Below are 21,161 nucleotides of genomic sequence, written 5' to 3'. Positions count from 1 at the left end.
GTCAAGCACAGCCGATCCGCATGCCAGCCGGGATAGGCCATGAGCCGACGCAGGTATCAGATAGCGACTGAATACCTTATAAAAGTCCGATGACGTGACCGGAGTGACCGGCGGCCCAGCGCACCTTCACGCCACCGGCAAGTCGGGCCACTCTCGCGACACGGGCTTGGCTACTGGCGATCCAATACCGGCGGCCGCCAGTTCAAGCGGTGCATCACCGTATTCGGACCATAGATCCGCATGACCATCCTGAAACGGCCAGTCGGCGATACGAGCCAGTTCGCTGTGGCGGGGCGCGCCGGCGCGGTCGGCTGCACGGTGATGTCAATCGAGCCATCTCGGTTGCGCACTAGATGGTCGCGGTTGGTCAGCACGACATGGCGGTTGCGCCACCCCGGCCTACGCGCGTCGCCGCCGGTGCCGTCGTCATCCAACGGCTCCGCGACGAGCGTCCAGCCGCCGGCCGAGACGGGTAATGGGTTGCGCGTGAAATGCATCACGTAGCCGTTCCTTCCCGATAGCGGGCGGTTGTCACGGTCCACATCGGCGACCGGCATCAGCACATCCTCCATCAGGCCCGCGCCGGGCACCACCGTGCCGACGATCGACACCGGCACCGCAATCAACGGAATGATGGACGCCCGCCAGGTCTGCAGGAACACAATCACCACGATCACGACCAGCGCGATCGCCTCGAGCAGCGTGTGTACGACCGCGTTGATGCTGGCGCGCACGAACTGCGTCGGGTCATAGACGATGCGATATTCGACCCCCGGCGGCATATCGGCCTTGAGTTCGGCCATCGTTCTGCGCACCTGCTCGGAGATCGCCAGCGAATTCGCCCCCGGCGACTGGTTGATTGCGATCGCAACCGCGGGCTTGTTGTCAAGCAATGCACGCAGCCCGTACTCGGAGGCACCCAGCTCCACACGCGCCACGTCTCGCAGGTGCGTCACACCGCCATCAGGCGATGGTCTTTAGCACGATGTCGCCGAACTGCTCTTCAGTCTGCAGCCGACCCTGCGCGTTGACCGACAGCTGCAACGGCGCGCCGGGCAACGACGGCGAGGCGCCAACCACGCCGGCGGCGACCTGCACGTTCTGCTCGCGAATCGCGTTGATCACGTCGCTCGCGGCCATGCCGCGCTGCGCGACCTTTTGCGGATCGAGCCACACACGCATCGAATAGTCGCCCGAACCCCACAATTGCACCTGGCCGACGCCCTGGATCCGCTCCAGCCGGTCCTTGACATTGATCAGCGCGTAGTTGCGCAAATACGTCATGTCGTAGCGGTCGTTCGGCGAGATTAGGTGCACGACCATCGTCAACGTCGGCGAACTCTTGACCGTGGTCACCCCGAGCCGCTGCACATCCTCGGGCAATCGTGGCAACGCTTGCGATACTCGATTCTGCACGAGCTGCTGTGCCTTATCCGGATCGGTGCCGAGCTTGAAAGTCACGGTCGTGGCCATGTTGCCGTCACTATTGGCCTGCGACTGCATGTACAGCATGTTCTCGACACCGTTGATCTGCTCCTCCAGCGGCGAGGCCACCGTCTCGGCAATCACCTTCGGGTTCGCGCCCGGATACTGCGCATGCACGATCACCGACGGCGGTACGACCTCCGGATACTCGGAAATGGGCAGCTGGAACAGTGCAATCACGCCGGCCAGCAACACCAACACCGACAGCACCCCGGCGAAGATCGGCCGGTCGATAAAGAACTTTGAAATATTCACGCTGATTTCCTTTTACATCAGCCCATCATCTGCACGGCATTGACCTTCACTGGCTCGCCAGGACGCACCCGCTGCAGTCCGTTCACGACGATGCGCTCGCCGGGCTTGAGCCCCTTGGTAATCACGCGCAAGCCGTCTTGCGGCCGTCCCTGAAGTGCACGGCGACGATCGTGCCGGACACGAGCGGACGGATGTCCACCTTTTCGATGGCCTCGAGACGGCCCGAGTACGACTGCCAGTCGGTGATCGTCCTGGCCACCACCGGTGCAACGTCAACCTCCGGCGCGCTGGGCGCGTTAGCGGCCCTGGCTTGCAAAGCCGGATTGTCACGCAGCGCCATCACGACGCCCAGGTCGCCGATGACGGCCAGCGCTGCGAACGCAAGCAGCAGATGCCGGTGGCGCGGGTTGCGGATCATTATCATTTCGAGCTTCCTCTGTTGACTTTGTGCAATGGGTCGAGTTGCTTGAGGGCATCGTCCGGCACACAGGCCAGCCGATGCCGGAAAAACGCCACGGCCTCGGTCAAGGCCGGCGGGTGCGTCGCCAGCGCCGTGTGCGATACGCTTGCAAAGCGAGTGACCTGGGTCGGCACGCCGACATTGATCAGTTCGCCGGCATATTTCTCGGCTTCCACGTGAAGCACATCATGCTCGGCGCTGGCGATGAGCACCGGTGGCAATCGATGCAGGCGGCGCGATTCGAGTGGAGCCGCATACGGATGCAGTCGCTGTAACGCATGCGGCAGATAAGCGCGGTAGCATTGCGCGCACTCACTAACATCCACATCGGAGATCACGCGCCGCGCATCGGCCACGCGCGTCATGCTTGGATCGAGCAACGGCGCCAGCAATACTTGCGCGGCAATCGATACGCCGCCGCGATCGCGGGCCATCGCACATAGGCACGTCGCGAGGTTGCCGCCCGCATCATGCCCAGCCACGCCGAGGCGGTGCCTGTCCGCACCGAATTCGTGCGCGCGCTCGGCGATCCAGCACGCGGCGTGGTACGCATCCTCCAGCGCAGCCGGGAACGGGTACGCGGGTGCTAACGAATAGTCGACCGACACGACCAGCGCAGGTACGCGCGCGAGCACCACCGCGGTCGCATCGGCGTCATCGAGCGATCCGCGCGTAAACAGGCCACCATGGAAATACAGCACCACCGGCACCAAGCGCGGCGATTGACGCGCCGCGGCCCGCGCTCGCGCTGCGCGCCGTGACGGCTCGACGCTATCGGCCTGATTGCCGGCGTCTATCGACGCCTGCACAGGCCGGTAGATGCGCAACGCGATCTCGCGCGCATGGCCGGTAATTTTGATTTCGTAGGGTGTATCGCCCCAATCGCACTGGCGCATCCTGCGCCTCTCTGGTCAATTGCAGTGATGCGAATTCTCGTGGCGACGCAGTGCCAGATAAATGCCTATAATCCGGCAACACAATTCAGCGCAACCGAACAATCGGTTTGGCTTCGCGCCGACGCTGCAAAGCTAACCACGGTGAGCGAAATGGACCGTCTACAAGCCATGCAAGTGTTTACTCGGGTCGTCGAAAGCAACAGCTTTTCGCGCGCCGCCGACACGCTGGACATGCCCCGCGCGTCGGTCACAACGATCATTCAGAATCTCGAAGCGTTTCTTGGCGTGCGACTGCTGCAACGTACGACACGGCGATTGAATCTGACACCGGACGGCGCCGCGTACTACGAAAGATGTGTGCGCATTCTTGCCGATATCGCCGAGACGGAACAATTGTTTCATGAAGGCGCGCGCAATCCGCGCGGCAAGTTGCGCGTGGACATGCCGAGCTCGATCGGCAGGTTGGTGGTACTGCCACGGCTGTGTGAATTCCATACTCGCTACCCGGGCATTGAATTGATGGTCGGGCTTGGCGACAAGCCAGTGGACTTGATCCAGGAAGGCATCGACGCGGTGATCCGCGTCGGCACACTGCAGGACTCAACGCTCGTCGCGCGCCGGGTCGGTGTGTTCCAGGGCGTGACTTGCGCCAGCCCCGAGTACTTGAAACGACACGGCGAGCCGCGCACGCTGGAAGAGTTAGAGAACCATTACGCGGTCAACTACTTCTCAAGCCGCACCGGCCGGATCATCGGCTGGGATTTTCTCGTCGATGGCAAGCCAGTGACCGTGAAGATGAAGGGCGCGGTCGCGGTTAATGATGCGGATGTCTATCTGAACTGCGGCATCAACGGCTTCGGCATGATCCAGCCGGCTCGGTTCATGGCACTGCCATATCTTCAGTCGGGGCAGTTAAAGGAAGTGCTCCCGCAGTGGAAGACTCAGCCGATGCCGATCTCCGTGGTTTACCCGCATAACCGGCACTTGTCGCCGAAGGTGCGGGTGTTCGTCGATTGGATAGCCGAAATGTTTGAGCGTTGCCCGCTACTATCCGGCCAGGAGGACGCGGAGAAGCGTTGCGCGCCAACGGTGGCCACGGTGGGCGCGCAACCGGCGCATCGGGCCGAGATCGGAGAGAACGAGGGCGAGTTGGTACTATAGCCCTACCATCGCGGCAGCCCGCCGCGATGGCCGTCGCAGCATACAACGACGGCACGTTGCCCGCACTGAACCGAAACAGTTATCCCGACGTCGGGCGGGTCGGGCGCGCGATTGCGATGCGTTGCGCACAGTCGGGTGACACGCGACTCACACGCCATAGCATACCGAACACGCAACCAGCGGAGTAACGGATCAGCACGATGCCCGATACATCATCGAACCCGCTCGATGCGTTCTCATTGCTTGACGATTGGGCCCTGAGCACGCCGCCCTGGGTGCCGTATCGACCGACGGTGGCCCCTTCGATCGCATCGCCGGACCCGGGATGGGCATCGTAGTGGTCGTGCTGTCGTGCATGGCAAATCGCCGTGCCGTGGTGAGTTGCCATGTCGTCGTGGGATGCCGTGCGGTCGTGAGCCTCCGTGGCGTTGCGTCGTCGTGGGACCTTGACCCTCCCATCATGGGAAGGCTAATACTGCATCCATCTTGTATCGTGCCCGACATGATGAAAGCTTCTCCGACCTACACGACATCGCTGGACTACACGACATCGCTGGATATCGAAGGCATGACATGTGCCTCCTGCGTGACGCGTGTCGAGCGCGCACTCGGCAAGGTGCCGGGGGTATCCCATGTGACCGTCAATCTGGCGACCGAGCGGGCATCAGTCACGGCTGGGCCCAATGTGGCGGTTCCAACACTCGTCGCCGCCGTCAAGAAGGCTGGTTATGACGCACACCCAACGCCCGAGACGCCCGTTGCGGCTCCACACGAGAACGCAGCGCAGCCGCTAGCGGCGGTGATCGCTTCCGCGTTGCTGACACTGCCCTTGCTGGCGCCCATGATCAACATGCTGGCGGGCGGTGCGCCGTCCGGCGAGCCGATCTCGGACATGCAGGCAGCCAGTGGCCACGGAGCGCCGAGCGTGCCGATCCTGCTGCAAGCCGTGCTGGCGACCGTGATCCAGTTCGTGCTCGGCGCGCGCTTCTACCGATCCGGTTATAAGGCCGTGCGAGCGCTGTCCGGCAACATGGACCTGCTTGTCGCGCTCGGCACATCGGCCGCTTATGGGTTGTCTCTCTACCAATGGGCGACCCATCCCCATGGCGGAGCCCCCCTCTATTTCGAGGCATCCGCCGTCGTCATCACGCTGGTGCTGTTCGGCAAGTGGCTCGAAACCCGCGCCAAGCGACAGACCACCGCCGCGATCCGCGCGCTGAACGCGCTGCGGCCCGATACGGCCCGCGTGCGCAGCGACGGCACCGAACGTGAGCTACCCCTGTCCGACGTACGCGTCGGCATGCAAGTGATCGTGCGTCCCGGCGAGCGATTCCCGGTCGATGGCCGCATCGTCGGCGGCCGCACGCACGCGAACGAAGCCATGTTGAGCGGTGAGAGCCTTCCCGTGGCGAAAGACGAAGGCGACACGGTGCACGCCGGCTCGCTGAACGGCGAAGGCGCGGTCGTGATTGAGACAACGGGGATCGGCGCGCAAACGATGCTGGCGCAGATTATCCAGTTGGTCGAAACCGCGCAGGCCGCCAAGGCGCCGATCCAGCGACTGGTGGATCGAGTCAGCGCCGTGTTCGTGCCGGCCATCATCGCGATTGCACTGGTCACGCTGTGCGGCTGGTTGCTCGCCGGCGCACCGGTCCAGCACGCGATCCTGAACGCAGTCGCCGTATTGGTGATCGCCTGCCCTTGTTCGCTCGGGCTTGCGACGCCAACCGCCATCCTTGCCGGCACCGGCGTCGCAGCACGACATGGCATGCTGATCAAGGACGCCGAGACGCTGGAGCTTGCCCATCGAGTTAACGTCATCGCGCTCGATAAGACCGGCACGTTGACCGACGGCAAGCCCGTGGTCGTGGCCTTCGATGCATTAGAGGGCACAGACGAGGACGCGCTGTCGATTGCCGCCGGCGTGCAGCAGCACAGCGAACATCCGCTGGCGCGCGCAATCGTTGCCCTGGCGCAGCAGCGGCAGGTGGCTACTGCCGAGGCGCGCGATACCCGCGCCATCGCGGGCCGCGGCATCCAGGCAACGATCGGCGACGCGATCTTTGGTATCGGCAGCACGCGATGGCTGCGCGAGCTTCGCATCACGCCCGACGCGGCGCTGCAGGCGCGTTCGGACGCGTTGCAGCAGGTCGGCAACACCGTATCGTGGCTGGTGCGCGTGGCGCCATCGCCTGCCCCACTGGCATTGATCGCGTTCGGCGACACGGTCAGGCCATCGGCCCAAGCGGCGCTCGCCCGGCTCGCCGCATCGGGCATGCGCACCCTGCTAATGACGGGCGACAACGGTGGCAGCGCAGCGGCGCTCGCCTCGGCGGTTGGCATCGCCGAAGTGCACGCAGACATGTCGCCACAGGACAAGGCCGCGATGATCGCGCGATTGCGCGAACAAGGCAATGTGGTGGCGATGGTCGGCGACGGTGTCAACGATGCGCCGGCACTGGCCACCGCCGACCTGGGCATCGCGATCGGCAGTGGCACGGACGTCGCGATGCACGCCGCCGGCATCACGCTGATGCGTGACGATCCCGCACTGGTGGCCGACGCACTGGACCTGTCGCGACGCACATATCGCAAGATCTGGCAGAATCTATTCTGGGCTTTCGTCTACAACGTCGTCGGCGTGCCATTGGCCGCGCTCGGGTGGCTCAATCCGATGATCGCGGGCGCGGCGATGGCACTGTCCAGCGTAAGCGTGGTGGGCAACGCGTTACTGCTGCGGCGCTGGCGCGGCAGCGCCGCACGGGCGCGCCGGCCCATGTAAAATCATTGGCATGCTCAACACTCCATCCCGCACGCTCGCTGCCCTCGCGGCACAGGCCGGTCCGCCGGTGGCCGATGTCACGCAGGCGTTGCAGCTCGCGCAGGCGTACTGCCAGGAGCGCGGCGAATCGCTGACGCCGCTGCGCCAGAAAGTCCTGTCGTTGCTGCTGCAATCCGGCCGCGCCACCAAGGCCTACACGCTGCTTGACGAAATGCGCAAGATTCATCCGGGCGCCGCGCCGCCGACTGTCTATCGCGCGCTCGATTTCCTGCAGTCCGTGGGGTTGGTGCATCGGATTGAGTCGATCAACGCGTTCGCGGTATGCCATGACCTGACGCACTGTCGACACGGCATCCTGATTGTCTGCCAGTCCTGCGGCGCAGTCGCGGAAATCGATGCGCCGGGCGTTCATCACGCATTGGTGGACAAGATTGAATCCACCGGCTTCACGCTCGCCCGAGGAGAACTCGAACTCAAGGGCTTGTGCGCGGAGTGCACGGAAAAGGCTGTGTAGCGTAAAGCGGCTTTGGGACCAAGGATCGGGCCGTCAACCGGCCGCTCGTTGCCTGATAGAACTTTCCACGGTTCAACAGTGAATCGCAGATGGCGCGCCGGGCTACGCGTGCGTTCCGCGTAGTCGGGCATCGGGCGGGTGCAAAGCGTTAGGCCACACGACTTTGTCAACTCGTGTGGCCACGCGGTGCGTTTGTTGGGGTACCGAATAACGCATCACGCCATCTAACGCGATTCAGTATTCAGTATTACTACGCTTTGACGATCCGGCGTCCTACCTTATCGCAGCATCGCGCAAAAGCCTCGATAAATGACTTCAGGAGGGTGCTCGAATCCGGAAGCGCCGGCCTGAGATGCGAAGCATGACCAACGTCTAACCCCGCTCCCGCCAGCTGGCGGGACTTGCGGTACGACGCCAACGGCCTTAGCCGTAAGATCCGATCAAGCGCCATTGCAATGGCATAACTCCTCGTACGTTACCGCACCAACGCCGGGCTTAACCCTCGTATGACGGGCCCCAAGCTCAACGGGCCGGCACCACCCCGAAGACCGCCGGCCTACGTGGAACGGCACCGCGTCGCGACCACTATTGGTGCCCCCGAGGCTGCGCAAGGAAACGCTGCAATACGCCGGCCGAATACGCGCTCGCCACCTCAGCGAGAAACGTCGAGAACGACACCGCGGCGTGTGCATCAGCGGCGTCCGAGATCGTGCGGACCACCGCACAGCGCACGTCGTACTCGTGGCAAACTTGCGCCAGCGCGGCCCCTTCCATCTCAACCGCCAACGCATCCGGCGCGGCCGCCAGCACGGCTTCGCGTGCGGCATGGTCGGCGATGAACCGGTCGCCACTGACCACGAGCCCCCGGTGCACACGCGGTACGTCGTCGATCACACCACGGTAGCGCTGGACGAGTTCCATGGCGTGGGCGCGCACAAACGAGGCCGCGGCCACTGCGAGCGCGTTCGACAAGCTGTCGTCGGTGCCAAAGCGGGACACGCCAAGCAACGGCACTTCGAATCGCGGAAACAGCGGCGATGCGTCCAGGTCATGCTGCATCAGCGCATCCGCGATGACGATATCGCCCACCCGCACCTGCCGCGCGACACCACCCGCGACCCCGGTAAAAATAATAGCGTCAACACCAAATTGGTGGATCAGCGCGGTTGCGGTGGTCGCCGCGGCCACCTTGCCCACGCGCGCCAGCGTCATCACGCACGGCATGCCGCGCAGCGTGCCGAGCGCGTATTCGCGACGACCAAGCGTCACCGTACGCCAGTCCGGTGCGGCACGCATTTCGTCGATTAGGGGGGCGATTTCCTCCGGCAACGCGGCCATGATGCCGAGCGGACGAACGTTCGATTCTTGTACTGTATTCATAGGTCGGAAGGGACGTTGCTTGCACCGGCCAATCCGGGCACGGCCGCCCGTGGGACGAGTCGGACTCCGGCGATGCCGGGCCCGCTAGCATAGCAGGCTCCCGGCCGGACGCGACAGGTACGCGCTACATCGCCACGCCGACAGCGCAGCGGGGCATCAGTTGCGGTACACTCGCGTCCCAGCCGTTCCCGGAAAAAAGCCTGTTGCATGAACCAGCCAAACTACGCCAGCGCAACCATCGACGAGTTGCAACAGCACCTGGCCAGCGTGATTTTGCCGTTGTGGACCAGCTGGGGCTTCAATGACACTCTAGGCCTGCCCTATGACGTGATTGCGCCGCCGGGACAGCCCGCGTTGCCGCCCACGCGCTACCGGGCAATGGCATGTGCGCGCCAGCTCTACGTGTTCAGCGCAGCTGGCTGGCACGATCACGCAGACCGCCTATTCGAATCGCTGCGCAGCCGGTTCATGGATGCGACACATGGCGGCTGGCACTACAGCATCGATGCACAAGGCGCGCCGCAGGAGACGCAAAAAGATCTGTACACGCATGCGTTCATCGTGTTCGGTTGCGCGGAATATTTCCGGCACCGGGGCAACCGAGAGGCACTGGATCTACTCGAAGCGACGCTGCACGTGATTGAGACGCGCTTCGCGACCGACGCCGGCCTGTACAACGCGGTGCTGTCCGCCGACTTTCGAACAATCGTCACCGGCCCGCGGCAGAACCCGATCATGCACTTAGCCGAAGCCTACTTATCCGCCCGTGACGTGCAGCGCGACGCGTGGTTTTCCGATGCGCTGCAGCGTATCGCGGAACAAATGATCGCGACATTCGTGCATCGCCCGACCGGCTGCATCGCGGAGTTGCCGATCGGCTGCGACGCCGTGCGCATCGAACCCGGACACCAGTTCGAATGGTTCTATCTCGCGTCGAGTGCGCCGGATGTCTTTGGATGCAGCGACCTGCCCAATTGGCTCGGCTCGGCCTATGTGTTCTCGCTTCGGCACGGTGTGTCGCCTGTCACCGGCGGGGTGTGTGCTGCGCTGGACGAGCATGGCCATGTAACCGAGCCAAACGAGCGGTTGTGGGCGCAAACCGAATTCGCCCGCGCGCTGGCCACATCGCAAGCGCTGCGCAGCACCAGCGACGTACAAGATGCGCATGTGCCACTGAAGACGCAGCTCGGCCGTTTCAAGCAGCGCTTCTTGCGCGACTACGGCTGGATAGAATTGATTGCTCAGGACGGCGCCGTGGTGCGCGCGGACATGCCATCAACGACGCCCTACCACATGGCGACGATGTACCATGCGGTTGCCCGCTTGCAAGAGGGGCCGTGACGCCAGTTCATTCGCTATCCTTTGCCGAACGGGGCCCCCAGCGATGGTGTGCTTCCATGCGCACCTTATCGATCGGTCTACCGCCTGCTTGAAGCGACAACATTGTGAACATGACGAGCGAGGTCACTGACAAGCTTGTCAATACACCACTCGATGGCCGTGCCTCGTCGCCGCAGCGGCCATTCGATTATTGCTTCACAAACAAATTTTCGGCAAACGGCCACCTGTCGTCCGTCCAACTCGCCACGCGAGCAAATCCGGTCGTCTCTCCCACCCACCTACAGCCACTGGCCACCAAACAGTACATTCACCGCCGGCACCTGCGTGTTGCGCGTCCGTCTCGCTGTGCCAGTCGATAGGCGCATGGCGAGCCGCCCGCTCAACGATCGCCCGTAGATTTAGTCGCTCGCTCAAGGCTGGCGCCGCTTAATCGAACAGTGTGGCGATCTGCTCGGGTGGCCGTCCGATCACAGCCCGAGAATCGCGAACAACGATCGGGCGTTGCAACAATACCGGATGCTCGGAAACAGCCTTGAGAAGCGCGTCCTCAGAAAGTGAGGTATCGCCCAGTCCAAGTTCAGCGAAGGCCGACTCGTTGTCCCGGATCATTTTGCGCACCGGTACACCCAACAATGCATGCAGCTGTTTCAATTCGTCGAGTGTAGGAGGAGTTTTCAAATATTCGACCGTCCGGACCTCCTCGCGCCCTGCCAACTCGTCGATCAGCAAGGCGTAGGCAGCGCGTGATTTTGAACAACGGGGGTGATGGTAAATCGTAATCATGGGTACCTCGGTCGCAATATGAGGAGAGAATGAAGGGCATCATTGTGCCGCGTGGCACTGTGGCGTGCAGGCACGCTCGTAAAGCATCGTGCTATTGCCAATACTTATCCGCTACGCCAGCAGTAACATACAATTTCGATAAAAAATCTAGATTGTTATAATTAAACAAAAAGAAACAATCACGGAGACTTGTGGCGTTGAACCAATCGATGACGCGTGGGAGGTGGCCGGTCTATAGTAAAGCGATAATACTGTATCAAGTTCCTGCTACATCAAATCCCTGACTAATAGCGACAGCGATGAGCTGCCAACCGTTACGGAGCTATGGAGGCGTCGAATCAACGGAGGAAGCAAACCTTTATGCGCATAAAGTCTGCGCGCGGGAAAGTACTGCGGCAGCCGTCAGCCATTTCGTCTGCTTTTGTGACCAGCACAGACCTTCGGCGTTGCACGCTAGTACACCTCCCACTCAAAGCGCCTCGCCAAAACGTTAACTTAGCTGCGCTGCGCCACAATATACGCCTAAGTTCCGCCGAACATGCCTATGATTCACGCAGGCGACACTGGCCTAACCGTGGCGTGGCCCTCTCTGCGGCACCTCCTGCATACTGGAAATAACGTTCGAACAAGGCTTACGAGGTCTTCGTCGCGGCGAAGAGAGAATTATCAAGCATCGAGTCTGAAATCCTTGCCGCTAGGCTGTCACCTCACATCCTCCAAGCGGCACAACGTTCACTGTCGATGAGAAGCTGTTGATAGAAGACTAGGCTGATTTGCAGACCGCGCGACTCCGGCCCATTGGCTTTCGTATAGCGCAACCATCGGAAACCACGCGACACCGTTCGTAAAACACTCAGACAAACCGTTGCCGATGTCACTGTTACTCGCACCCTGCCGCTAGATGCGGTTACGTCAGCGCCGTACTCTGTATCGACCACCACGGAAGCAGCACACGCTTTCACCCGTGCGCCGCCGAGGCCCCCGTCCTAATTTATGCGCATAAAGTCTCAGCTGAGTGACATACTCCGAATGGGCTATGGATTTTCAATCGTAATTTCCGATATACTTCTTAAAGTTTATCTAAGGGAGTAACGAGTGGCAGCCGAAATCATTGCGGTTACTCAGCAGAAGGGGGGCGTCGGCAAGAGCACGATCGCAATGCATCTTGGCGCAGCGTTCCACGAAAGAAAAAAGAAAGTCTTGGTCGTCGACGCGGACGGACAAAATACATTGGTCCACTGGTCCAGCGCCGCCAGTGAAGAGTCAAGCATTCCGTTCCCAATTGTGAATTTGGCAGAGGCAGGGGGCCAGATTCATAGAGAAATCAAGAAATTCGTCAACGACTACGATCTCATCATTGTGGATTGCCCGCCGTCGATTACAGAGAAGGTCTCCGGCGTCGTACTACTGGCGGCTAGCATTGCGGTTGTGCCAACGTCGTCGTCGCCGGCCGACTATTGGTCGAGCGTTGGTCTGGTTAAGCTAATCCAGCAAGCGCAGACAATGAACGAAGATTTGAAAGCTGTCTTTCTCCTCAACAAGACCGAAGAGAAACGAATGCTGACACGCGAATTGAAGCGCGCGCTTGAGGAGCTAGGTCTCCCACTTCTGAAAACCCAGATCCCTACCCGCGAGTGCTACAAGCAGGCGATGGCGTTGGGACAGACCGTTCTACAAATGTCGGACCGTGGCGCCAAGCTGGCAAGCGCCGAGATCCGAGCCTGCGCCGATGAGATCGCGGCGCTATTGCAGTGACTTTATGCGCATAAAGGAGCCGTATGAAATCCTCTCAACTCGCCCGAGGCTTCCAGGCACGGCCGGATACGACGACCAGCGAAAAACGAACAGCACTGGAGCGTCTCAACGCGATTGACACGTGGGTCAAGCAACCAGGTAGCCCTGATACGTCCGAACCGGTCGCGATCGCTAAAAAGAACGGGGCGCCCGATCCGTCCGGAGCCGTCACCCCAAACACTAACGAATCGGCGGCGTATCGGGCTTGGCGCACCGCAAATGGATACACGCCGGGACAGGTCATTGAGCTTCCGCTAAAAGCCATCAAACCCAGTCCCTTCAATCCGCGCCATTTCTACCTGAAGTCATCGATTGCCGAACTTGCCGTGAATCTTGCCAAGCAAGGGCAGCAGCAAGCTATTCACGTCATTCCGGATCATCAAAACCCCGGCACCTTCTTTGTCAGCGACGGTGGTCGCCGCGTGCGAGCACTGAAAGAAGCCAACAAGGAAAATGTCAGGGCAATCGTCGTAGACTTGCCCATTGGCATCGAGAGTTATAAGCTCGGCTATGATTTGAACGTCCAGCGGGACTCGCAAACAGTCTTCGACAACGCAATCGTATGGCGGCGCTTTCTCGATGAGCAGCACTTCCAAAGTCAACGCGAACTTGCCGAACACCTCGGCATTGATGAGTCGACGGTTGCCGTCGCATTAGGCATCGCAAAACTCCCGGAAGCCGTCATGCAGGAAATGGTGGCTAGACCGGATCGGTTTGGCTCCAACATGGCGTACCAAGTTGCCCGATATCATTCCGCAAAGGGTACGGATGCCACGCTTCGGTTGATTAACAAGATCGTCGCCGACGACCTCAGTACCCGGCAAGTCGCCGATATCGTCAAGGGCAGAGCAGTGTCTAGCGACGCATCTAAGCCGCTGCGCCGGCAGCGCTACGCGCAACGGCTGGAGATCAAAGTCGGCGGGGCGACGCTTGGCGACCTAAAGTCGTATGGTGACGATCGCCTCGAGTTGAAGCTGAAGGGACTGGCACGGGAAAAGCGTGACGAATTGTTAGCGCAAATCGAAGCGCTATTGATGCCGAAAACCTCGGATATCGACGGCCGCGGCGCCAACACCGCTGACGCGTAATATCCCGCACGCGCCATCGGCAACGTCTCGCAAGCCGATCATGCCACGGCGCGTGCATGGTTCAACGTGAACGCGAGCAGGTCACCATCCGTCGGCTCGCCCCACGTTTTCAACGCCAGCCAATCAAAAAAGGCCGTCTCGGCGATCTTCGATGCAATGCCACGCTTACGCCATTCGTCCCGCAGGTGAGCGCCCAGACCCGGCAACGCTTCGTCCTCGAATGATTTCCGGGCGAAATCCCGCCCGGCGTCATCCTGCTCGTCATAAAGCTCACGCGCCTGTTTACGACGATACGCAGCATATTCTGCCATTAGCCGGGCCCTTGGATCCTCCTTCCCAGCAACCTTCTTGTCTTGCAACGCTGGAATTTCCTCGACCGGCGGCGCGTAGCCCTTCTTCAGTGCGTCCTTGAATAGCGCCGCAGCACTGCGCACCGCAGGCAGCGTCGTACTGCGCATCCGTTGCTCGGTCATTTGCAACGCGGCGCGAATGCGGTTCTCTTCACTGTCGGCGTACAACGTCTGCGCCTCTTTCAACGGAATCCCAAGCTTGACCATGCGATCGACCAGCGTGCTGTCAAACACGTTTGGATGTTCATCGAGCGCTAGCATCGGTTGTTTACGCTCCGCTACCCGAAACTGGATTTCCGATACACGCCGCCCTTCACGATGCTCGATCAATTCGACATTGATATTGGTTACCGCATTCACTTCCGCGATGGCGGGCCGCAGATAATCGCGCTTGAAATACTTGTATTCACGCTTGGCTTCATCGCCAGCCTCCGAGTCCGGTGTTCCGGATAGGATGGGACGCCACCACTGCCACGGCTCACGCATCGTAAGATGACTCGGATTGGTCAAATAGCGTACGCAAATCTCATACAGCGCCAGCCCGGCACTGCTACGCAGTTGGCTTTGGAATTGCAGGCTCAAGCGGGCATACTGGACCGGGTCGAGAAGCTTCTTCTTGATCTTCGGCGCGAACGAAAACTCAACCCATACGCGCCGGGTAGTTGCATCCTCGAGAATTTCGGCGTCCGCGATCAACGTTGAGATGCCCCACTTACGCCCCGGTTTCTGGCTCGATGTCCCGGTGCTCCATTCGACCTGCACTGATACCATCCGACGTAAATGTTCCTTGACCAGCGCCGTGTCATTAGAATCGAACGCAGAATTCGCGACGATATCTGAAAGCAACGCCCGATAGGTGTCGCCCGACTCATCGGCCTGTTGCGCGACAGCCAACAGCACATTGAACAGCTTGCGAGTCAGCAAGGTAATCTTGCCGCTCTTGGGCTGAATCGCAATGGCTTCGACGGCCTTACGCAACTCCGAGGAATTCGGGCTGACGACATCGGTCTTCTTCTTTGCAACGCGGGTGGCCATGTGTCAGGTCCGGACAGTGGTTGCTTGAAGAATACCCGCTATGGTGAGAGCCGTCTACATCCATCGTCTCACCCCTGATGGGTGAGGTGTCGCGAAAATACCTACCTCACCGCGATATGCCCCCGAAGATTCTCACCTTTAAAGACCGGACTGACACGGTGGGCACCCCTTGTAGTCGGGGCTGCAGGCGTATGCCTAACCGCCACCCCCGCTACGAACCCTAAAAATTGAGTCCTGAAAAGCCTCACCTTTAACCTGTCGCGAAATTCATACGCTGGCTGAGATGGGTTGCATGTCCTTGTCCTTAAAGCAATTTTTATTACGATCGCAGATAAGCCAGGGTTGATTGCAGGCCTTTCCTGAAAACTCTCACCATTGCGCGGCGATCTCCGCCCGGCTGACGTGGGATGAGCAGAACAACGCACTCTTATTGTGCGTCAGGGGCTCCCGAAAACGCTCACCTTTGTTGAAGGCAAAGCCACCACAGTCCTGCATTGGCCATATAACACGCCAAAAACGCTTGTCACAGCCCTCGAAAAGGGGGTACTGATCCGTTAAAACTGCATGCGACTTCAGGACCACGCACTATGAGTCCCGAAAAATCTCACCCTTCGCACGACGCATTGAGCAGCGTCAAGTCCGGCCGCGACGCCCCTCCTTCTGCCCCGAGGCCCCGAAAAAGCTCACCTTCGTAGCATAACGGCGATAATTCTGCTCTCAGAATTCCTTATAAATCAACAACTTTACGGAAAGTGACTGCTCACACTGCATAATGAAACGGCCAAATGGCATCGTATGCTCACGCCAGCTAATCCCGTAAAATCTCACCTTGTTGCCTGGCAAAACCCAATGAACGGCCTATCTCACCTGCAATCTGGCTCCCGAAAAGGCTCACCTAACGGTGCCACCACGCTCAATTGAGCGAAATATTCACGCTGAAAGTCCCGCTCAATGCGCCTCCATGCCACCCAGAGGCGAGCCATCGTGTGCAAGGGGAAAACCATCGCTCCCGAAAACCCTCACCTTTGCAGCGCCACGATACGCAGCGCGCCGTTCACCTTATGTCTACTCCCGTATTGACTCACCTTAGTAAACGCTCGAGTCCCGAAAAACTTCACCATGCACAATAATTGAGCAATGGAAGACAGCTTCGCGCGCCGAACACCACCTCCCGAAAAAGCTCACCATATTGTCTGCCAGCCCAATATCCCAGCACGTCAACGCTTTACTGGCTGGGGGTCCGCGTGGGTATCCTCCCGAAAAAACTCACCTACAGCCATCAGGGCCGCACGATCCGCCCCCGAATCCGCTCACGATGTTTCCCGTCACTTCTCACCAGACTCCCCGAACCCCATCACCGTGGCATCCCGGGAGGTCTCACCTAAGCTCCCGAAAACTCTCACCTTGGTGTCCGGAAAGCCATGCTGGACAAGGGTTTGAGCCGGCGTTAACGTTTTTAAAGATACTTCTACGTGTTCTTGTTAACTGACTCTAGCAACCCGCGAGACCCTGAAAAAAACAGTCTTGGGTACAACGTGTGGCGATGACTGTTTGCACCGGTACTACCAAGAAAGTAGCAAATGCTACATCTCCTCTCTTTGGCTGGTCAGAACCTCGGGGATACACAACGGGATCAATGAGCTTGACTAATGATACTGGCCGTGCTCGTGAAACATTAAGTAAAGTTCCTCAGGATGCGCCAAGTAGTTGGAAGCTAAAGTTATTTCTGACAGCTTCGATTAATGTTTCACGCCGATCCTAGAACCGTTGACCCAAAATATCGTGATCGAGCCTCATGACAGGAAGGGCAACGCTCAGTGAACAAATTAGTAGCAAAAATTACGTAATTTGTTATGCTTGATACAATTGATCATACTGGGCTGCTCCGATGAATGACGAAGACAAGCAGTTAATACGGGACGAGCTGGAGAACCTGAAAGCGCAAGGCACTCGGCGTCGCGAATTGTCGCTGCATGCGTGCAAACGTCTGTTTTTCGACCACGCGGTCCGTCCAACACTGGCCAACGTCCGAGAATTGACCGGTGTCGGTAGCGCCAGTGATATTCCGAAAGATATCGAGTTTTTCTGGGAACGAGTACGCGACATGTCGAAGGTGCGGATCGACGCCGGTGTACTCCCACCAGCGCTGCACAGCACCGCCGGCGAACTGCTTCGCGGTCTTTACGATGCCGCACTTGCCACAGCACGGGACGAGCTCGCGCAAGAACGGATTGGGATGCAACAAACTATCGCCGCAGCAGAGCAAAAAGTCCGGGATGCGCAACTGTTGTATGAGCATGCCCGTGCCGAATTGCAACGGCACCATGACGCATGGACTGGTGCAGCGCTCAAAGAAGGAGAATCGGCCGAGCGGCTGGCGACCGAACGGGCCATGGCTAAGCGTGCACACGAACAAGTCGTCGTGTTGGAAGGCCGGTTGGCGGATAGCGAGGCAGAGATTTCAACGTTACGCGACAAAGTCGAGTCGCTACAGACTGAGTTGAAGGCTCGCACTGAACACTACGCGGCCGAGATCAAGGACGCCATCGCAAACGCCGAGCGCCGAGTCAAGCCGTTGCTGGTCGAACTGGACGCACTACGTTCAGCCGCGTCTTCGTACCAAGCCGGCTTGCGCGAGCAAAGTCGTAAGGAATTCGAGCATGTCCAGCAACTAGCGGCAATCAAGGCGCGTGCCGACACGCTGCAAAACCAGCTGGATACAAAATCAGACGAAGTTGACCGGTTAAGTCGGCAAATAGAGCAATTCCGCGTGCAAGCCGGCGTACCGTCGGCACTTGGCAAATTGGTTGCCGACCTGGCGCTGGCTGGCCGTCTCACCCCTGAGGAAATTGCGTCGATTGGTACCGCTGTTGACGGTTACGTCGCATTGCCATCGACATGTGCGGCATGCGGCGATGCGGAGCTTGAACTGTATGAGCACGATGGACGCTTCGAATTGCAATGTCCAGCGTGCGAGCGCACCTCCGGCGAAGCCCCTTCTCGGCTGTCCGCCTATAACCGATTTGCGGCTGCAGTCTCGCCATCGCTATCAGGCTAAACGTGGAACAAGCGGCTTGCAACACTGCCAGCCTGACGGCTTGCGACACAGCTAGGCCGGAGCGATGCGTTGCCGCAAGGCGTCACACTGCACTCAAAGGTGAGGTTTTTCGGGAGCTATCCTTCGGTGCGCTGTGGGCGGCCGTGCGCGCACCTGGGCAAGCCGTAAAAGGGCATTGCAGCGCCGGATAACTTATGAGGCGAGCGTTTTCGGAAGATAAGGTGAGATTTTACGGGACATCGATGAGGGAGCTTTAGCTGAAAACGACGGTGAGGATCTTCGGGGGCTAAAAGGTGAGCTTTTACAGGATCAGCTCGAGAGCCGACACGGGGAGCTGTAGCCTGCTGTGCTGCTGCGCCATTCGGTTTGTTCGCCGAACGTGCTCGACAACGTATTCTCGTTCGACTGTGTGTCGGGTCTGAGCACGTCGCCTCTGCATCTGCGCTTGCGGTTGACGATTCCTTGTCATCGCGCTGTTGCCTACATAAACAAAGGTGAAGGTTTTCGGGACCTATAGCAAAGCCCAGGTAATTCGTTTCACGTCGCGGATATCTTCTTCTCTGCGGTAATCAGCAAAACGAGAGGGGATTGGCAAATAGCCGCTAGCTAGAGCCCATCCCTTCAACACGTCGGTGTTCACACATCGACAACCCTTGGAGTGTTGCGTAACAACCGGCTGTTCAGTACCGGAATCTATCTGCATTACTAGAAAATGGCCTCTGCCGTGCGTGGCGAGGTTGGGCAAATCGTGCTTATGCGCACGATTTGCCCGGAGAAAAACAGCAACATGGACGTTAATAGCGGCGCAAATAGCACAATCCCATGCAAAAATCGGAGATATGCCAACGATTACTGGCCTCAAGTTTATATCGAATAGCTAATTTTTGAAGAGATGGAGCAGTCGGCGCGAATGCGGCTTCTACCGCTAAGGTGAGAATTTACGGGAGAAGGGGAGGCTTTATCGGCGAGCCATGATCATGGCTCGCCGACGTAAATGGAGCCCACGTTGCCGTCGTTATGGGTGTATGCTGACTAACAGCGCCGTGGCTTCACCCTTGCCTGCGTTGCGAATGGCGCGCGCTCTGTCCGCCGGGCAGCCTCGGGATGTCGTGGGCCGGTGGCCTGTATCGGGTCCACATCATGGCTTGCCGATGCAAACAGGCAAACCAGGTTGACGCCGAGTGCATTGGTCAAGTGCCGGGCCAACGCGATCGTGAGATTGGCTTTATTGCATTTGATGTCGGACAGCATCGACTTCGATATCCCCCGCGCGGGACAACTCCTCGAGCGTCATTTTGCGTTCGTTGCGCAATCGCTGAATGTGGGCGCTGACACAAGGAGGCGTGACACCATCGTCGCTCCGCGCGCTTGCCGACCGTTTGCGCGGGATGGTATGGCGTACTGGCGAGCGTGGGCCGGAACTTGTCGCGGATGCCTCGGTGGAGTAAATTGTTCCCTATATCGAACACGAATTCGATATTTGAATCAGTTCAGCAAGCCAGAATGCCTGGATACGAGCAGGCTACGCGCTGCGGCTTGCATCGGCATCACGCGTTATCCCACCTCAGGAGTGTTCATGAACGACGCATATCTCTCGCACGTGCGCACTGTGCTGGAGCAGATCCGCGCAGATGGATTTTATAAGTCGGAGCGCGTGATTGCCTCGCCACAATCATCGAGCATTGCGCTGGCGGACGGTGCTCAGGTGTTGAACTTCTGTGCGAACAATTATCTGGGCCTCGCCGATGACCCACGGATCGTGAAGTCGGCGAAAGATGGATTGGACCGGGATGGGTTCGGCATGGCGTCGGTACGTTTCATTTGTGGGACCCAATCGGTTCACAAACAACTCGAAGCGGCCCTGGCTTCGTTCCTGCATACCGACGATGCCATTCTTTACTCCAGTTGCTTCGACGCAAACGGCGGATTGTTCGAGACGCTGTTAACGGAGGACGACGCGGTCATCAGTGACGAACTAAACCATGCGAGCATCATCGACGGCATACGGTTATGCAAGGCCAAGCGCTTTCGGTATCGGAACAACAACATTGACGACCTGCAAGCGCAGTTGCAGGCCGCCGACGCGGCTGGTGCGCGGTTCAAGCTGATTGCGACCGATGGCGTATTCTCCATGGATGGGATCATCGCGGACTTGAAGGCGATCTGCGATATGGCGGACCGTTACGGCGCGCTGGTCATGGTCGATGACTCACACGCTGTGGGCTTCATTGGGGAGCACGGACGGGGCACGCCCGAACACTGTGGTGTGCAGGACCGGGTGGACATCGTCACCGGGACGCTCGGCAAGGCGCTGGGCGGTGCATCCGGCGGATACGTCGCGGCCCGTGCGCCAATCGTCGAGTTGTTGCGACAACGCTCGCGGCCCTACTTGTTCTCCAATACGCTCGCGCCCAGCATCGCCTATGCCTCGCTCACCGTGCTGGAATTGCTGCGCAGCGACGAAGGGGCGGCATTACGCCGGCGCGTTCGCGAGAACGGCGCCCAGTTCCGCCGCGCAATGAGTTCGCTGGACTTTACGTTGATTCCGGGTGAGCACCCCATCATCCCGGTCATGCTGGGCGATGCGCAACTCGCCGGTCGGATGGCCGAGGCATTGCTGGCTCAAGGGGTATATGTAACCGGGTTTTCGTATCCGGTGGTGCCGAAAGGGCGGGCGAGGATTCGTACCCAGATGAGCGCCGCGCACACGCCGGAGCAGATCGAGGCGGCTGTCGATGCGTTCGAGCGCGTTGGCCGAGCACTAAATGTCATTTGAGGA

12 protein-coding genes and 3 pseudogenes are annotated in these 21,161 nt (G+C 59.6%); 8 read left to right on the top strand and 7 right to left on the bottom strand.

Going from position 1 to position 21,161, the window contains the following annotated elements:
- Positions 1-170: 170 nt before the first annotated feature.
- The 3 genes and pseudogenes from KPG66_RS16565 to KPG66_RS16555 form a co-directional block, all read right to left on the bottom strand.
- A pseudogene (locus tag KPG66_RS16565) lies at positions 171-1,740 on the bottom strand (efflux RND transporter permease subunit).
- A gap of 142 nt (positions 1,741-1,882) precedes the next feature.
- Positions 1,883-2,164, bottom strand: a pseudogene (locus KPG66_RS16560) (acriflavin resistance protein); the annotation flags it as partial.
- Positions 2,161-3,096, bottom strand: a complete 936-nt coding sequence (locus KPG66_RS16555) for an alpha/beta hydrolase (RefSeq protein WP_237071559.1) — start codon at positions 3,094-3,096, stop codon at positions 2,161-2,163. The gene KPG66_RS16555 and the pseudogene KPG66_RS16560, both read right to left, overlap by 4 nt.
- A 150-nt stretch (positions 3,097-3,246) precedes the next feature.
- Between KPG66_RS16555 and KPG66_RS16550 the strand changes: the two are divergent.
- Positions 3,247-4,179, top strand: a pseudogene (locus KPG66_RS16550) (LysR family transcriptional regulator); the annotation flags it as partial.
- 157 nt (positions 4,180-4,336) lie between these two features.
- Here KPG66_RS16550 and KPG66_RS16545 read toward each other — a convergent pair.
- Positions 4,337-4,645 carry a hypothetical protein gene (locus KPG66_RS16545; RefSeq protein WP_237071557.1) on the bottom strand — a complete coding sequence of 103 codons (309 nt, stop codon included), beginning with the start codon at positions 4,643-4,645 and terminating at the stop codon, positions 4,337-4,339.
- Here KPG66_RS16545 and KPG66_RS16540 point away from each other — a divergent pair.
- On the top strand, positions 4,583-7,039 hold the full coding sequence (locus KPG66_RS16540) for a heavy metal translocating P-type ATPase (protein ID WP_442929464.1): 2,457 nt from the start codon (positions 4,583-4,585) through the stop codon (positions 7,037-7,039). The genes KPG66_RS16545 and KPG66_RS16540 overlap by 63 nt on opposite strands.
- Positions 7,040-7,049: 10 nt before the next feature.
- Positions 7,050-7,553: a Fur family transcriptional regulator gene (locus KPG66_RS16535; protein ID WP_013429005.1), complete on the top strand. Its 504-nt coding sequence runs from the start codon at positions 7,050-7,052 to the stop codon at positions 7,551-7,553.
- 585 nt (positions 7,554-8,138) lie between these two features.
- Here the strand turns inward: KPG66_RS16535 and KPG66_RS16530 are convergent.
- On the bottom strand, positions 8,139-8,933 hold the full coding sequence (locus KPG66_RS16530) for a 5'-methylthioadenosine/adenosylhomocysteine nucleosidase (RefSeq protein ID WP_237071556.1): 795 nt from the start codon (positions 8,931-8,933) through the stop codon (positions 8,139-8,141).
- Positions 8,934-9,140: 207 nt separating this feature from the next.
- Between KPG66_RS16530 and KPG66_RS16525 the strand changes: the two genes are divergently transcribed.
- A complete protein-coding gene (locus tag KPG66_RS16525) occupies positions 9,141-10,274 on the top strand; it encodes an AGE family epimerase/isomerase (RefSeq protein ID WP_013429003.1) in 1,134 nt (377 codons plus the stop codon).
- Positions 10,275-10,700: 426 nt separating this feature from the next.
- Here KPG66_RS16525 and arsC read toward each other — a convergent pair whose 3' ends face one another.
- Positions 10,701-11,057, bottom strand: a complete 357-nt coding sequence (gene arsC / locus KPG66_RS16520) for an arsenate reductase (glutaredoxin) (RefSeq protein ID WP_013429002.1) — start codon at positions 11,055-11,057, stop codon at positions 10,701-10,703.
- A 1,095-nt stretch (positions 11,058-12,152) separates the two neighbouring features.
- Here arsC and parA point away from each other — a divergent pair.
- Complete coding sequence (parA, locus tag KPG66_RS16515) at positions 12,153-12,812, top strand: ParA family partition ATPase (RefSeq protein WP_013429001.1); 660 nt, start codon at positions 12,153-12,155, stop codon at positions 12,810-12,812.
- 23 nt (positions 12,813-12,835) lie between these two features.
- A complete protein-coding gene (locus KPG66_RS16510) occupies positions 12,836-13,939 on the top strand; it encodes a ParB/RepB/Spo0J family partition protein (protein WP_237071555.1) in 1,104 nt (367 codons plus the stop codon).
- Positions 13,940-13,977: 38 nt separating this feature from the next.
- Here the strand turns inward: KPG66_RS16510 and KPG66_RS16505 are convergent, their stop codons facing one another.
- Entirely contained in the window at positions 13,978-15,324 is a 1,347-nt protein-coding gene (locus KPG66_RS16505; RefSeq protein ID WP_237071554.1) for a replication initiation protein, read from the bottom strand.
- A gap of 1,888 nt (positions 15,325-17,212) precedes the next feature.
- On the opposite strand from KPG66_RS16505, the gene KPG66_RS16500 reads away from it, so the two are divergent.
- Together KPG66_RS16500 and KPG66_RS16495 are read left to right on the top strand one after the other, a co-directional pair.
- Positions 17,213-18,382, top strand: coding sequence for a DNA-binding protein (locus tag KPG66_RS16500; protein ID WP_237071553.1), 1,170 nt, complete (start codon positions 17,213-17,215; stop codon positions 18,380-18,382).
- A gap of 1,576 nt (positions 18,383-19,958) precedes the next feature.
- Positions 19,959-21,158 (top strand): glycine C-acetyltransferase, encoded by a 1,200-nt coding sequence (locus KPG66_RS16495; RefSeq protein WP_237071552.1) that lies wholly within the window; start codon positions 19,959-19,961, stop codon positions 21,156-21,158.
- Positions 21,159-21,161 lie beyond the last annotated feature (3 nt).

The organism is Mycetohabitans sp. B2, assembly GCF_021733735.1.
Taxonomy (GTDB): domain Bacteria; phylum Pseudomonadota; class Gammaproteobacteria; order Burkholderiales; family Burkholderiaceae; genus Mycetohabitans; species Mycetohabitans rhizoxinica.
The sequence above is the reverse complement of the archived record's forward strand: the minus strand, read 5'-3'. Positions and strand labels throughout refer to the sequence as shown.